The organism is Enterobacter sp. H2G27 (genome assembly GCF_054403075.1).
Window position 1 is genome coordinate 3889090 of sequence record NZ_JBSVSI010000001.1, and the last position, 13256, is coordinate 3902345.

General features: G+C 54.4%; 16 protein-coding genes. 4 read left to right on the forward strand and 12 right to left on the reverse strand.

What is annotated here, in order from left to right:
* Positions 1-58: 58 nt before the first annotated feature.
* The 8 genes from fusA to fkpA all read right to left on the reverse strand — a co-directional run bounded on the left by fusA (position 59) and on the right by fkpA (position 6085).
* Positions 59-2173 carry an elongation factor G gene (gene fusA, locus ACW9E7_RS18585; RefSeq protein WP_008503004.1) on the reverse strand — a complete coding sequence of 705 codons (2115 nt, stop codon included), beginning with the start codon at positions 2171-2173 and terminating at the stop codon, positions 59-61.
* A 96-nt stretch (positions 2174-2269) separates the two neighbouring features.
* The gene (gene rpsG / locus ACW9E7_RS18590; protein WP_004106370.1) at positions 2270-2740 is read right to left on the reverse strand and encodes a 30S ribosomal protein S7; all 471 of its coding nucleotides are present in this window, start codon (positions 2738-2740) and stop codon (positions 2270-2272) included.
* Between the two features lie 96 nt (positions 2741-2836).
* Positions 2837-3211 carry a 30S ribosomal protein S12 gene (gene rpsL / locus ACW9E7_RS18595; protein ID WP_000246815.1) on the reverse strand — a complete coding sequence of 125 codons (375 nt, stop codon included), beginning with the start codon at positions 3209-3211 and terminating at the stop codon, positions 2837-2839.
* 124 nt (positions 3212-3335) lie between these two features.
* The gene (gene tusB, locus ACW9E7_RS18600) at positions 3336-3623 is read right to left on the reverse strand and encodes a sulfurtransferase complex subunit TusB (RefSeq protein ID WP_115876879.1); all 288 of its coding nucleotides are present in this window, start codon (positions 3621-3623) and stop codon (positions 3336-3338) included.
* 7 nt (positions 3624-3630) lie between these two features.
* Positions 3631-3990, reverse strand: a complete 360-nt coding sequence (gene tusC, locus ACW9E7_RS18605; RefSeq protein ID WP_111963791.1) for a sulfurtransferase complex subunit TusC — start codon at positions 3988-3990, stop codon at positions 3631-3633.
* Positions 3990-4376, reverse strand: a complete 387-nt coding sequence (gene tusD, locus ACW9E7_RS18610; protein ID WP_115876878.1) for a sulfurtransferase complex subunit TusD — start codon at positions 4374-4376, stop codon at positions 3990-3992. The genes tusC and tusD overlap by 1 nt, the downstream gene beginning before the upstream one ends.
* Positions 4376-5098, reverse strand: coding sequence for a helix-turn-helix transcriptional regulator (locus tag ACW9E7_RS18615; protein WP_003861697.1), 723 nt, complete (start codon positions 5096-5098; stop codon positions 4376-4378). Before ACW9E7_RS18615 ends, tusD begins: the two co-directional genes overlap by 1 nt.
* 165 nt (positions 5099-5263) lie before the next feature.
* Complete coding sequence (gene fkpA / locus ACW9E7_RS18620; protein WP_111963789.1) at positions 5264-6085, reverse strand: FKBP-type peptidyl-prolyl cis-trans isomerase; 822 nt, start codon at positions 6083-6085, stop codon at positions 5264-5266.
* A 238-nt stretch (positions 6086-6323) separates the two neighbouring features.
* On the opposite strand from fkpA, the gene ACW9E7_RS18625 reads away from it, so the two are divergent.
* Entirely contained in the window at positions 6324-6542 is a 219-nt protein-coding gene (locus tag ACW9E7_RS18625; protein ID WP_008503009.1) for a protein SlyX, read from the forward strand.
* A 51-nt stretch (positions 6543-6593) separates the two neighbouring features.
* Here the strand turns inward: ACW9E7_RS18625 and slyD are convergent, their stop codons facing one another.
* The 4 genes from slyD to kefG form a co-directional block, all read right to left on the reverse strand.
* The gene (gene slyD, locus ACW9E7_RS18630) at positions 6594-7184 is read right to left on the reverse strand and encodes a peptidylprolyl isomerase (RefSeq protein ID WP_008503010.1); all 591 of its coding nucleotides are present in this window, start codon (positions 7182-7184) and stop codon (positions 6594-6596) included.
* Positions 7185-7278: 94 nt separating this feature from the next.
* Positions 7279-7479 carry a YheV family putative zinc ribbon protein gene (locus ACW9E7_RS18635; protein WP_010436300.1) on the reverse strand — a complete coding sequence of 67 codons (201 nt, stop codon included), beginning with the start codon at positions 7477-7479 and terminating at the stop codon, positions 7279-7281.
* Positions 7480-7492: 13 nt separating this feature from the next.
* Complete coding sequence (gene kefB, locus ACW9E7_RS18640; protein WP_133295240.1) at positions 7493-9298, reverse strand: glutathione-regulated potassium-efflux system protein KefB; 1806 nt, start codon at positions 9296-9298, stop codon at positions 7493-7495.
* Positions 9298-9849, reverse strand: coding sequence for a glutathione-regulated potassium-efflux system ancillary protein KefG (kefG, locus tag ACW9E7_RS18645; protein WP_014885493.1), 552 nt, complete (start codon positions 9847-9849; stop codon positions 9298-9300). The genes kefB and kefG overlap by 1 nt, the downstream gene beginning before the upstream one ends.
* 138 nt (positions 9850-9987) lie before the next feature.
* Between kefG and ACW9E7_RS18650 the strand changes: the two genes are divergently transcribed.
* From ACW9E7_RS18650 to ACW9E7_RS18660, 3 genes are all read left to right on the forward strand, one after another.
* Positions 9988-11892: an ABC transporter ATP-binding protein gene (locus ACW9E7_RS18650; protein ID WP_274241057.1), complete on the forward strand. Its 1905-nt coding sequence runs from the start codon at positions 9988-9990 to the stop codon at positions 11890-11892.
* 112 nt (positions 11893-12004) lie between these two features.
* Complete coding sequence (locus ACW9E7_RS18655) at positions 12005-13027, forward strand: hydrolase (RefSeq protein WP_115876875.1); 1023 nt, start codon at positions 12005-12007, stop codon at positions 13025-13027.
* On the forward strand, positions 13024-13242 hold the full coding sequence (locus ACW9E7_RS18660; RefSeq protein ID WP_008503016.1) for a YheU family protein: 219 nt from the start codon (positions 13024-13026) through the stop codon (positions 13240-13242). The genes ACW9E7_RS18655 and ACW9E7_RS18660 overlap by 4 nt, the downstream gene beginning before the upstream one ends.
* The last annotated feature ends 14 nt before the right edge of the window (positions 13243-13256 follow it).

Sequence of the window (13256 nt, forward strand, 5' to 3'; positions counted from 1 at the left end):
TTACTATAGTGCTCTCCCCTCTGGAGAGAGCACGGGACTTAGGTTTTAATCCTGTGGATTACTTACCACGGGCTTCAATAACGGCCTGAGCAACGTTGTTAGGCGCATCATCATACTTCAGGAATTCCATGGTGTATGATGCACGACCTTTGGTCAGAGAACGCAGCTGAGTCGCATATCCGAACATTTCAGACAGCGGAACTTCAGCGTGGATCTTAACGCCAGTTACTTCGGATTCCTGACCACGCAGCATACCGCGACGACGGCTCAAGTCACCGATAACGTCACCGGTGTTCTCTTCAGGAGTTTCTACTTCAACCTTCATGATTGGCTCAAGCAGAACTGGTTTTGCTTTCTTAAAGCCTTCTTTAAAGGCAATAGACGCAGCCAGTTTAAACGCCAGTTCAGAGGAGTCAACGTCGTGGTAAGAACCGAAGTGCAGACGAACACCCATGTCAACAACCGGATAGCCAGCCAGAGGGCCCGCTTTCAGCTGTTCCTGGATGCCTTTATCAACGGCAGGGATGTATTCGCCAGGAATTACACCACCTTTGATGTCGTTGATGAACTCGTAACCTTTCGGGTTAGAGCCCGGCTCCAGTGGGTACATGTCGATCACAACGTGACCGTACTGACCGCGACCACCAGACTGCTTAGCGTGTTTACCTTCAATGTCGGTAACTTTCGCGCGAATCGCTTCGCGGTAAGCAACCTGAGGTTTACCCACGTTCGCTTCAACGTTGAATTCACGCTTCATACGGTCAACGATGATGTCCAGGTGCAGTTCACCCATACCAGCGATGATGGTCTGGTTAGATTCTTCATCAGTCCATACGCGGAATGATGGGTCTTCTTTCGCCAGACGGCCCAGAGCCAGACCCATTTTTTCCTGGTCAGCTTTGGTTTTTGGTTCAACTGCGATGGAGATTACCGGCTCAGGGAATTCCATACGCTCCAGAATGATCGGGTGATCCGGGTCACACAGGGTGTCACCAGTGGTCACGTCTTTCAGACCGATAGCTGCAGCGATGTCGCCCGCACGAACTTCTTTGATCTCTTCACGTTTGTTAGCGTGCATCTGTACGATACGGCCAAAACGCTCACGCGCCGCTTTCACGGAGTTCAGGATGGTGTCACCGGAGTTAACCACACCAGAATAAACGCGGAAGAAGGTCAGGTTACCCACGAATGGGTCGGTAGCAATTTTGAACGCCAGTGCAGAGAATGGCTCTTCGTCGCTTGCGTGACGCTCAGCCGGAGTATCTTTACCGTCGTCCAGGATGCCGTTGATCGCAGGAACGTCAACCGGGGATGGCAGGTAGTCAACTACCGCATCCAGCATCGCCTGAACACCTTTGTTCTTGAACGCAGAACCACAGGTTACCAGGATGATTTCGTTGTTCAGAACGCGCTGACGCAGAGCTTTTTTGATCTCTTCTTCAGTCAGTTCTTCACCACCCAGGTATTTCTCCATCAGCTCTTCAGAAGCTTCAGCAGCGGATTCGATCAGGTTCTGGTGCCATTCGTCAGCCAGGTCCTGCATTGCAGCTGGGATATCTTCGTATTCGAAGGTAACGCCCTGGTCTGCATCGTTCCAGTTGATGGCTTTCATTTTCACCAGGTCGATAACGCCGGTGAAGCCTTCTTCAGCACCAATTGCCAGCTGCAGCGGAACAGGGTTCGCGCCCAGACGGGTTTTGATCTGACCAACAACTTTCAGGAAGTTAGCACCCATACGGTCCATTTTGTTAACGAACGCGATGCGTGGAACTTTATATTTGTTCGCCTGACGCCATACGGTTTCAGACTGTGGCTGAACACCACCAACTGCGCAATAAACCATTACCGCGCCGTCAAGAACACGCATGGAACGTTCTACTTCGATGGTGAAGTCAACGTGCCCTGGGGTGTCGATGATGTTTACGCGATGCGGTTCGTACTGCTTAGCCATACCTGACCAGAATGCAGTAGTCGCTGCGGAGGTGATAGTGATACCACGCTCCTGCTCCTGTTCCATCCAGTCCATGGTGGCTGCGCCGTCATGAACTTCACCGATTTTGTGGTTTACACCGGTGTAGAACAGAATACGTTCGGTAGTAGTGGTTTTACCGGCGTCGATGTGCGCACTGATACCGATGTTACGGTAGCGTGCGATGGGTGTTGTACGAGCCATTTGATTCCTCGTTTATATCTTTAGGCGTTCAGTTAAGTTACCCAGAGCAGGCGGCTTCTCTGAAGCGCCCGCCTGGTGACTAAGACTCCGAAGGGATTACCAACGGTAGTGTGCGAACGCCTTGTTGGCTTCTGCCATACGGTGAACGTCTTCACGTTTCTTAACTGCAGTACCTTTGTTGTCTGCAGCATCAGAAAGTTCGTTCGCCAGACGCAGAGCCATGGATTTATCACCGCGTTTACGAGCAGCTTCAACGATCCAACGCATTGCCAGGGCATTACGACGGACCGGACGAACTTCAACTGGAACCTGATAAGTAGAACCACCAACGCGGCGGGACTTAACTTCTACAGTTGGGCGAACGTTGTCGAGAGCGACTTCGAAAGCTTCCAGTTCATTTTTACCAGAACGCTGAGCCAGGGTCTCAAGCGCACTGTATACGATTGCTTCTGCAGTAGATTTTTTACCATCTACCATCAGGATATTTACAAATTTTGCCAGCAGTTCTGATCCGAATTTCGGATCTGGAAGAATTTTACGCTGACCAATGACGCGACGACGTGGCATGGGAATACTCCGTTGTTAATTCAGGATTGTCCAAAACTCAAAGAGTTTAGTGTGACATTAAGATAAATCAGTTTGGCCTTACTTAACGGAGAACCATTAAGCCTTAGGACGCTTCACGCCGTACTTGGAGCGAGCCTGCTTACGGTCTTTAACACCTGAGCAGTCCAGCGCACCACGAACGGTGTGGTAACGAACACCCGGAAGGTCTTTAACACGACCGCCACGGATCAGGATCACGGAGTGCTCCTGCAGGTTGTGACCTTCACCACCGATGTAGGAAGTCACTTCGAAACCGTTAGTCAAACGCACACGGCATACTTTACGCAGTGCGGAGTTTGGTTTTTTAGGAGTGGTGGTATATACACGAGTACATACGCCACGTTTCTGCGGGCAGGCTTCCAGCGCAGGCACGTTGCTTTTCGCAACTTTGCGTGCACGTGGTTTGCGTACCAGCTGGTTAACTGTTGCCATTAAATAGCTCCTGGTTTTAGCTTTTGCTTCGTAAACACGTAATAAAACGACCTCATACAATATGAGGACGCGAAATTTTAGGGCTACGTCGAAAAGGTGTCAAGAAATATACAGCGATCTCAAATCACCAGTTCATTTGACTGGCGTGCGTCACAGTAAGATTGACGAAATCAGTATAGCCAACCACGTCAATTTTGGCTGAAATTTGACCAGAAAGACCCCGCGCATTCAGATCGTCCTTCAGCGCAGAGACTGTTATGGGGGCATTCGTGAGAATTTCAACGAAACGACTGCCTTCCAGTGCAGCAAGTACGCCATCCTGAATCAGCAGCAGGTCATCACCGTCGCGCAGCATACTCAGTAACGCGTCGATATCACATTGCCACGGTGAATGGCTCAGAGTATGGAGCATATCAGCCTCAGAAAGTCAGAACGGTGTCGTAGTGGGAAAGGTGTTCGCGCAATGCAGCTGAAGACAGGACTGTCACATCCAGCACGAAAGGCGTCTTATCATCCAAACCGCGAGCGGCCAGCGAATCGGCGCAGACATAAAGGGTTTCGATGTCGTACAGCGGCAGCACTTTAAAGGTAGCGATGTAATCCCGCGCCAGAATGGCCTGAGGCTGTTGCCCAGCCAGAAGCTGAAACACCCCGTCCCCCAAAAAGAAGACGCCGATATCTTCGGTCAGCGCGGACGTTGCAAGTAACGCATCCAGCCCTTCGCGGCCAGAAGCGCTGCCGTGCGGCGCAGACTTAAAAACAAATGCCACGCGCTTCATCAGAATTGCACCACTCTGTCGCAGGTTAACGCCGCCTGTGCCAGCGCGCCCAGACCACTTAACGAAAAACCGGGCTGCAGGTTAGAACCCGATAAACCAAGACGCGCGGCTTCGGTTGCATCGGTTACGCCCCGGCGCAGTGCCGCCGCCACGCAGATGTGCAGTTCTACGCCCTGCTTTTCGTTTAATGCCTGCCATCCGCGCACCACATCAAACTCATCGTTCGCCGGCGACGTAAACTGGTTTGCGTTGTACACCCCTTCCCGATAGAAGAAGACGCTCGCCAGCTCATGTCCGGCCGCCAGCAGCGCATGTGCAAACTGTAGCGCGCTGCTGGCCTGCTGAGTCCCGTACGCCGGGCCTGTCACCATTAACGCAAAACGCATTACTTATCTTGTCCCAGGAAATCACCGCTTTTGAACTGGCGAATATAGAGGTAGACCGTGTGCTTGGAGATGTTCAGACGATCGGCCACCTGGTTGATGGCGTCTTTAATATCAAAAATCCCTTTCTCATAGAGATTGAGCACGATCTGGCGATTCTTGGCGTTGTTCGAGACGTTGCGATCGGCATTCACTTCTTCAATGGTGAACTCAAGCGTCTGAGTGACGAGATCTTCGACGGAAGAGGCAAAGTTAACAGAAGAGCCAACATCCGGCGTTTCTGGTGGAATAAAGGTGCTCATGATCTGCGAGAAAGGCACATCAAGGTTCATGTTGATGCACAGCAGCCCAATCACACGATGCTCGCGGTTTCGAATCGCGATAGTTTCTGATTTCATCAGCACGCCGCTTTTGGCGCGGGTGAAATAGCATTTGGAGACGCTGCTGTCCGCGCCGGTCATGTCATGCAACATACGCAATGCAAGGTCGGTGATTGGCGAACCAATTTTACGGCCAGTATGCTCACCATTCGCAATGCGGATGGCGGAACACTTCAGATCTTGCAGGGAGTGCAATACGATTTCGCAGTGGGAGCCAATGAGCATCGCTAACCCGTCCACTACCGCTTCATAGGATTTCAGAATATCGAAGTCGGTCTGATCGAAAGGACGTTGATCCAGCAAATCAAGTTCACTGGTTTCGTTGGTTAAAAGCGACCTGGACATGAAAAAAACACTCCTTTTCAGGAGCCTGTCGTTAGGTTTTCAGGGCAGGCTCATTATCTACACGGACAACTAAATTAATACAGCGTGTATAGCGCTTTCCAGTGTTAATTATATCTGCCCCACAATAAAAAAACCGCCGCCTGAAAGGCGGCGGTTTTTATCACATTACTTCTTAGCGTCTGTCGCTGCTTTTTCTTCAGCAGGTGCGTCCGCTTTAGCATCCGCTTTCGGTGCCGGTTTGATGTCCAGCAGCTCTACGTCAAAGACCAGCGTAGAGTTGGCTGGGATTCCCGGAACGCCGGTTTTGCCATAGGCCAGATCCGGTGGGATGACCATCTTGATCTTGCCGCCTTTCTTGATGTTTTTCAGGCCTTCAGTCCAGCCGGGGATCACACCATCCAGACGGAAGGAGAGCGGCTCACCACGGGTGTAAGAGTTATCGAACTCTTTACCGTCGATCAGCGTACCTTTGTAGTTCACAACAACGGTGTCGCTGTCTTTAGGCGCATCGCCGGTGCCTTCTTTCTCAACTTTGTACACCAGGCCAGTAGAAGAGGTTTTCACACCCTTCTCTTTAGCAAAGGTATCGCGGTAGGCTTTGCCTTTCGCTTCGTTGTCTTTCGCGTCCGCGTCCATCTTGGTCTGCGCGGCACCCTTCACACGCGCTTCGAACGCCTGCAGAGTCTGTTCAATTTCCTGGTCAGACAGCTTGCTCTTATCTGCAAATGCGTCCTGAACGCCCGCGATCAGCTGAGCTTTATCCAGTTTGATGCCCAGCTTCTCTTGTTCTTTCAGAGAGTTTTCCATGTAACGACCCAGAGATGCGCCCAGTGCGTAGGCGGATTTCTGGTCGTCATTTTTGAACGCCGCTTTGCTGTCTGCAGTGGCAGCAGGCTTCGCAGCAGTATCAGCAGCGAATGACAGCGGCGCGTTCAGCGCAACAGCCATCGTCGTCGCCAGCAGCGTTACTTTAAACAGTGATTTCATCCATATCTCCAGGGCCTGGGGACTCTCACCCCAGCATTAAACGTAAATGAGTGACGTACTATAAAACGTTGCGGAAGAAATCTACAGACAGACACTTCCAATTCTCGCCACTTTTCAGACTATTTTTGTTTAAATAAGTTTCCTGCCAAGGGGATGCAGACTGTACTTAAGGATAAACTCAGTTAAACTGCGCCGCCGCAGTGCCATTATGGTGAATCTGAAACAAACGAGGTGAATGATGAAGGATACAACGATAGAAGCGAGAATGGCTGAGCTGGAAAGCCGCCTGGCTTTTCAGGACATCACCATCGAAGAGCTAAACCAGACCGTAACCGCACATGAGCTCGAAATGGCGAAACTGCGGGATCATATGCGCCTGCTGACGGAAAAGCTGAAGGCTACGCAGCCGTCGAACATTGCCTCTCAGTCAGAAGAGACGCCACCTCCTCATTATTGAGGCGTAAAAAAAGCGGGAGTATCCCGCTTTTTTATTTTCCGCATGACGGAATTAGTGGCAGCCGCAGCCGCCGTTACCGCAACCACCTTTACCGTGGCCGTGATCATGACCATGGTCGTGGCCGTGACCACCGCAGCAGCCATCGTGGCCGTGATCGTGGTCATGGTCGTGACCGTGCGCACCGTGAACGTGGCCATGAGCCAGCTCTTCTTCGGTCGCTTCACGGATCGCAACAACTTCGACGTTGAACTTCAGGTTCTGGCCAGCCAGCATGTGGTTGCCGTCAACCACGACGTGGTCATCTTCCACTTCGGTGATTTCAACAGGAACCGGGCCCTGGTCGGTTTCCGCCAGGAAGCGCATGCCAACCTGCAGTTCGTCAACGCCCATGAACACGTCTTTAGGAACGCGCTGAACCAGGTTGTCGTCATACTGACCGTAAGCGTCGTTCGCGCCTACAGCAACGTCAAATTTGTCGCCAACTTCATGACCTTCCAGCGCGTTTTCCAGGCCGGAAATCAGGGAACCGTGACCATGCAGGTAGTCAAGCGGCGCACTCACCGGAGACTCATCAACCAACACACCGTCTTCTGTACGTACCTGATAGGCCAGGCTGACCACCAGGTCTTTTGCTACTTTCATGATATCTCCTGAGCGTGGGAAAATTGCTGGCGCAGATTGTAGCGGAAATCTGCACCCGTGTACCCTTAAGCTTAAAAAAACTCAGAGCATATCGCTAGTCTGGATGAAAAATGCCGATCACTTGCTCTTCTTTGCGAACGTGATCGCGGGCCTCTTTGTCGGCCTCACGCATCTGGTGACCGCACTTAACACACTCAACAACATCAATATTATTTTCCCGCCACATCGCCAGGGTATCTTGCGCCTGGCAGGTCGGGCATTTTGCACCCGCGATAAAGCGTTTACGTACAGCCATCTTTCGTTACCCTTTATTCAAATTCATCCCAGCCATCGAGCTGGCGTCTTTCCTGCTGCATCTCGCGCTGGAAGATCTCCTCCAGCTCGCGACGCGCTTCCCGCACGCGGGAGATCTGCGCCGTATCGGTATGTACCGGCATCAGCTCGCGCAGCATCCGCATATCCAGCCGGCGGAAGTGCATCTGGGCGCGCTGCGCCTGATGCGGATGCATGCCGAGCGAGATCAACGCCTTGCGCCCCAGCTCCAGCGCACTGGAGAATGTCTCACGGGAGAAGTGTTTCACACCCGCCTGCAATAATTCGTGAGCTTCAACACGTCCCCGCGCACGCGCCAGAATATGCAGATGCGGGAAATGCTGCTGACACAGATCCACCAGCTTCATCGTGTCTTCCGGGTCGTTACAGGTAATCACGATGGACTCTGCCGCTTCTGCCCCCGCCGAGCGCAGCAGCTCGAGCTGGGTCGCATCGCCGTAGTAAACCTTATAGCCATATTTGCGCATCAGGTTGACCGCGCTGATATCACGCTCCAGCACCGTAATGCGCATTTTGTTCGCCATCAGTAAACGCCCGATCACCTGTCCGAAGCGGCCAAAGCCCACCACGATAACCTGAGGCTTATCATCTTCCACCCACGGCGCTTCGTCTTCATCGTCTGACGGGTTCAGGCGGCGCGACAGGAGTTTATCCACTAGCTTCATCAGCAGCGGCGTGGTCATCATTGACAGCGTGACCGTCACCAGCAAAAGCGCCATCTGATCGTCTTTAAACAGCTTCTGGGAGGAGGCGGTAGAGAACAGCACAAACGCAAACTCACCTCCCTGGCTTAACACGCTGGCAAACTGCATGCGTTCCGAACTGCGCAAGCCGTAAATGCGCGCCAAGGCGTACAGCACCAGCGTTTTCACCGCTACCAGGATGGCTACGCTCACCACAACCCACAGCAGATGGGTATAGAGCACGCCAAGGTTGAGCGCCATCCCCACCGAAATAAAGAACAGGCCTAACAGCAGCCCTTTGAAGGGATCGATGGCAATTTCCAGCTCGTGCCGATACTCGCTCTCCGCCAGCAGCACCCCGGCGATAAAGGTCCCGAGCGCCATCGACAGCCCCAGCGCATCCATAAACAACGCCGACCCCAGCACCAGCAGCAGCGTCGCGGCCGTAAAGACCTCGCGCACGCCCGACGCGGCAATAAAGCGGAACACCGGACGTAAAAGAAAACGTCCGCCAATCAGCATGCCCGCGAAGGCCAGCACCTTCATGGCAATTTTTGCCCAGTCGAAGTGATCGTCCCCGGAGCCCGCCAGCAGCGGCACCAGCGCCAGCGCCGGGATGACCGCCAAATCCTGGAACAGCAGCACCGAAAAACCCAGCTGACCGGCTTCGTTGCGGTTCATCCCCTTGTCGCGCATCAGCTGCAGGGCCATCGCCGTCGACGACATCGCAAGGCCTATCCCGCCTATCACCGCCGCCTGCCAGGAGAAATTCGTCAGCATTAACAGGCCCCCCAGAATCGCGGCGCTGAACACCACCTGCGCGGCACCCACGCCAAAGATGGAGCGTCGGAGCTGCCACAATTTAGAAGGGTTCAGCTCAAGGCCGATGATGAACATCAGGAACACCACGCCCAGCTCGGAGAAATGAAGAATTTCATCCACATCGCTGATGAATCCCAGCCCCCAGGGGCCAATCGCGATCCCCGCCAGCAGATAACCCAACACCGCACCTATTCCAATACGTGCAGCAAGCGGCACAGCGACGACGGCCGCAAATAAAAACAGCACCCCGGCGAGGAGCAAATTCGATCCTTCCATTAACGACCTCCTGCCGGAATCGGTGACGCCAGCCATTCACCGTAGGCTCTGGCGTGGCTGGCCAGCTCTTTCGGATCCTGACGCCGCGCCCAGTAGACAATAATCGGGCTCATCCAGTGCATACGGCACATGGCCGCCGTCAGCTCAAAAGGCCGCAGAATGTCGCTCATCGGATAACGGTTCAGCCCGTCGTGGCGGTAAGCGCTTTCGGGTTCACCGGTCGTAATCACGCTACGCCAGTACTTTCCCGCCAGCTGATTGCCCCCTACCCCGCTGGAGAAGCCCCGGCTCAGCACGCGGTCCAGCCACTCTTTGAGCAGCGCCGGACAGCTGTAGGTATAAAGCGGATGCTGGAACACAATCACGTCATGCTGACGCAGCAGTTCCTGCTCGTAAGGAATATCAATAAAGAAATCAGGATAGTGCGCGTAGAGATCGTGCACCGTCACGTTACTGAGCTGTGTGGCCGGCTTAAGCAGCACCCGGTTTGCCACCGAGTCCTGAGATTCCGGATGGGCATACAGCAGCAGCACTTTTGCTGTCTGAGACATCATTCCCCTCCCGGTCTTGTTTCTGTTTTTGTGTATCGCTGTTGTTTTGGGCTACCATGGCGGCCCGGTGCGGAAAATGGCCCACACCTTACATTATCATAATGACAAATTAACATAGTCGGAACATACGGCGCTTCTATGATTGTTTTCTCCTCGTTACAAATTCGTCGCGGCGTGCGCGTCCTGCTGGATAACGCCACTGCTACCATCAACCCAGGCCAAAAAGTGGGTCTGGTCGGCAAAAACGGCTGCGGTAAATCCACCCTGCTGGCGCTGCTGAAAAACGAGATTAGCGCGGATGGCGGTAACTTTACCTTCCCGGGAAACTGGCAGCTCGCCTGGGTAAACCAGGAGACCCCGGCGCTGAGCGAACCGGCTCTCGACTATGTTATCGACGGTGACCGTGAGTACCGTAAGCTCGAGGCGGAACTTAACGCCGCTAACGAGCGCAACGACGGCCACGCCATTGCCACGGTTCACGGTAAGCTGGACGCCATTGACGCGTGGACCATTCGCTCCCGCGCCTCCAGCCTGCTGCACGGCCTGGGCTTCAGCAACGAACAGCTCGAACGCCCGGTCAGCGACTTCTCCGGCGGCTGGCGTATGCGCCTCAACCTGGCGCAGGCGCTGATCTGCCGCTCTGACCTGCTGCTGCTTGATGAACCGACTAACCACCTCGATCTCGATGCGGTTATTTGGCTGGAGAAGTGGCTCAAGAGCTATCAGGGCACTCTGATTCTGATCTCCCACGACCGCGACTTCCTCGACCCGGTGGTGGATAAAATCATTCATATCGAACAGCAAACGATGTTCGAGTACACCGGCAACTACAGCTCCTTCGAGCGCCAGCGCGCGACGCGCCTTGCCCAGCAGCAGTCCATGTACGAAAGCCAGCAGCAGCGCGTGGCACACCTGCAGAGCTTCGTGGATCGCTTCAAGGCCAAAGCCTCAAAAGCGAAGCAAGCCCAGAGCCGCATCAAGATGCTGGAACGCATGGAGATGATCGCCCCGGCGCACGTCGACAACCCGTTCCATTTCAGCTTCCGCGCCCCGGAAAGCCTGCCGAACCCGCTGCTGAAGATGGAAAAAGTCAGCGCGGGCTATGCCGACCGCATTATTCTCGACTCCATCAAGCTCAACCTGGTGCCGGGTTCACGTATTGGTCTGCTGGGACGCAACGGTGCCGGTAAATCGACGCTGATCAAACTGCTGGCGGGCGAGCTTAACCCGGTCAAGGGTGAAATCGGCCTGGCGAAGGGCATCAAGCTGGGTTACTTCGCCCAGCATCAGCTGGAATTTTTACGCGCGGATGAATCCCCGATTCAGCACCTCGCGCGTCTGGCGCCGCAGGAGATGGAGCAGAAGCTGCGCGACTACCTCGGCGGCTTCGGCTTCCAGGGCGATAAGGTGACTGAAAACACCGAGCGCTTCTCCGGGGGCGAAAAAGCCCGTCTGGTGCTGGCGCTGATCGTCTGGCAGCGTCCGAACCTGCTGCTGCTCGATGAACCGACCAACCACCTGGATCTCGATATGCGTCAGGCGCTGACCGAAGCGTTGATTGAGTTCGAAGGCGCACTGGTTGTGGTTTCGCACGACCGTCACCTGATCCGCTCCACCACGGACGATCTCTATTTAGTGCACGATGGCAAAGTGGAACCGTTCGATGGCGATCTGGAAGACTATCAGCAGTGGCTGACGGACGTGCAGAAGCAGGAGAGCCAGCCGGAGGAGTCGGCGAAAGACAACGCCAACAGCGCGCAGGCACGTAAAGACCAGAAGCGTCGTGAAGCGGAGCTGCGCACCCAGACGCAGCCGCTGCGTAAAGAGATTGCCCGTCTCGAAAAAGAGATGGAAAAGCTCAACGCCACGCTTGCTACCGTTGAAGAGAAGCTCGGCGACAGCGGCCTGTATGACCAGAGCCGTAAAGCTGAACTGACGGACTGCCTGCAAACCCAGGCGAAGACCAAATCCAGCCTTGAAGAGTGTGAGATGGCGTGGCTCGACGCGCAGGAACAGCTGGAAGCGATGCTGCAGGCTGACTGACCTGTTTACCCCGTTTTAAGAACAGAATCCGTACCGGGTTCGGAAATCCAGCTTAAACGGGGTACAATTCGGAAAGTATCGTAAATTTCCGACAAGAATCAGCATCGCGCTTATGACCCAAATCATCCCATCAGACTTCGACATTGCGGTCGAAGACAGCACTGAGTTCGTGCCTATGCGCGGCGTGGCCAATCCCCATTTGCAGACCATGCTGCCGCGACTGATCCGCCGCAAGGTTCAGTTCACCCCGCACTGGCAACGGCTTGACCTGCCAGACGGTGATTTTCTGGATCTCGCCTGGAGCGAAGCGCCGGAACAGGCTCGCCATAAGCCGCGTCTGGTGGTCTTTCACGGCCTGGAAGGCAGCCTGCACAGCCCGTATGCCCATGGGCTAATTGAGGCGGCAAAGGCGCGCGGCTGGCTCGGCGTGGTGATGCATTTTCGCGGCTGTAGCGGCGAACCGAATCGTCAGAAACGCATTTATCACTCGGGTGAAACAGAAGACGGGACGTGGTTTTTACACTGGCTGCGTGAAAATTATGGCACCGTGCCAACGGCCGCCGTGGGCTACTCGCTGGGCGGCAATATGCTGGCCTGCTTGCTGGCCAAAGAGGGCGAAAGCGTGCCGCTGGAGGCCGCCGTCATTGTCTCCGCGCCGTTTATGCTCGAGCAGTGCAGCTACCATATGGATAAAGGCTTCTCCCGCGTCTACCAGCGTTACCTCCTCAACCTCCTGAAGGCCAATGCGGCACGTAAACTGAAGGCCTACCCGGATACCCTGCCGGTCAGCCTGCGCCAGCTGAAAAAGGTACGCCGTATTCGCGAGTTCGACGACCTGATCACCGCGAAAATTCACGGCTTCGCCGATGCGATTGACTATTATCGTCAGTGCAGCGCCATGCCGCTGCTCAGCAAGATCACGCAGCCAACGCTGATTATTCATGCCAAAGATGACCCGTTTATGGATCATCACTCGATCCCCGCGCAGGAATTCCTGCCCGACAACGTTCACTATCAGTTGACCGAGCACGGCGGCCACGTCGGGTTTATCGGCGGCACGCTGCGCCGCCCGAAAATGTGGCTTGAGGCGCGTATTCCTGACTGGCTAACCCCTTATCTGGACGGTGCAAAATGATTATTCCCTGGCAGGATCTGGCTCCCGAAACGCTCGATAATCTGATTGAAAGCTTTGTATTACGCGAAGGCACCGATTATGGTGAACAGGAACGCTCGCTTGAGCAAAAGGTCAACGATGTAAAGCGCCAGCTGAAAAGCGGCGACGTGGTGCTGGTGTGGTCAGAACTGCATGAGACGGTCAATATCATGCCCCGCAACGCGTTTCACGGCTGATCTTCCACCCTTTT

What these genes read in the sequence shown, in the direction of transcription:
- fusA (WP_008503004.1), bottom strand. Translation starts at nt 2,173, where the DNA reads ATGGCTCGTACAACACCCATCGCACGCTACCGTAACATCGGTATCAGT.
- rpsG (WP_004106370.1), bottom strand. Translation starts at nt 2,740, where the DNA reads ATGCCACGTCGTCGCGTCATTGGTCAGCGTAAAATTCTTCCAGATCCG.
- rpsL (WP_000246815.1), bottom strand. Translation starts at nt 3,211, where the DNA reads ATGGCAACAGTTAACCAGCTGGTACGCAAACCACGTGCACGCAAAGTT.
- tusB (WP_115876879.1), bottom strand. Translation starts at nt 3,623, where the DNA reads ATGCTCCATACTCTGAGCCATTCACCGTGGCAATGTGATATCGACGCG.
- tusC (WP_111963791.1), bottom strand. Translation starts at nt 3,990, where the DNA reads ATGAAGCGCGTGGCATTTGTTTTTAAGTCTGCGCCGCACGGCAGCGCT.
- tusD (WP_115876878.1), bottom strand. Translation starts at nt 4,376, where the DNA reads ATGCGTTTTGCGTTAATGGTGACAGGCCCGGCGTACGGGACTCAGCAG.
- ACW9E7_RS18615 (WP_003861697.1), bottom strand. Translation starts at nt 5,098, where the DNA reads ATGTCCAGGTCGCTTTTAACCAACGAAACCAGTGAACTTGATTTGCTG.
- fkpA (WP_111963789.1), bottom strand. Translation starts at nt 6,085, where the DNA reads ATGAAATCACTGTTTAAAGTAACGCTGCTGGCGACGACGATGGCTGTT.
- ACW9E7_RS18625 (WP_008503009.1), top strand. Translation starts at nt 6,324, where the DNA reads ATGAAGGATACAACGATAGAAGCGAGAATGGCTGAGCTGGAAAGCCGC.
- slyD (WP_008503010.1), bottom strand. Translation starts at nt 7,184, where the DNA reads ATGAAAGTAGCAAAAGACCTGGTGGTCAGCCTGGCCTATCAGGTACGT.
- ACW9E7_RS18635 (WP_010436300.1), bottom strand. Translation starts at nt 7,479, where the DNA reads ATGGCTGTACGTAAACGCTTTATCGCGGGTGCAAAATGCCCGACCTGC.
- kefB (WP_133295240.1), bottom strand. Translation starts at nt 9,298, where the DNA reads ATGGAAGGATCGAATTTGCTCCTCGCCGGGGTGCTGTTTTTATTTGCG.
- kefG (WP_014885493.1), bottom strand. Translation starts at nt 9,849, where the DNA reads ATGTCTCAGACAGCAAAAGTGCTGCTGCTGTATGCCCATCCGGAATCT.
- ACW9E7_RS18650 (WP_274241057.1), top strand. Translation starts at nt 9,988, where the DNA reads ATGATTGTTTTCTCCTCGTTACAAATTCGTCGCGGCGTGCGCGTCCTG.
- ACW9E7_RS18655 (WP_115876875.1), top strand. Translation starts at nt 12,005, where the DNA reads ATGACCCAAATCATCCCATCAGACTTCGACATTGCGGTCGAAGACAGC.
- ACW9E7_RS18660 (WP_008503016.1), top strand. Translation starts at nt 13,024, where the DNA reads ATGATTATTCCCTGGCAGGATCTGGCTCCCGAAACGCTCGATAATCTG.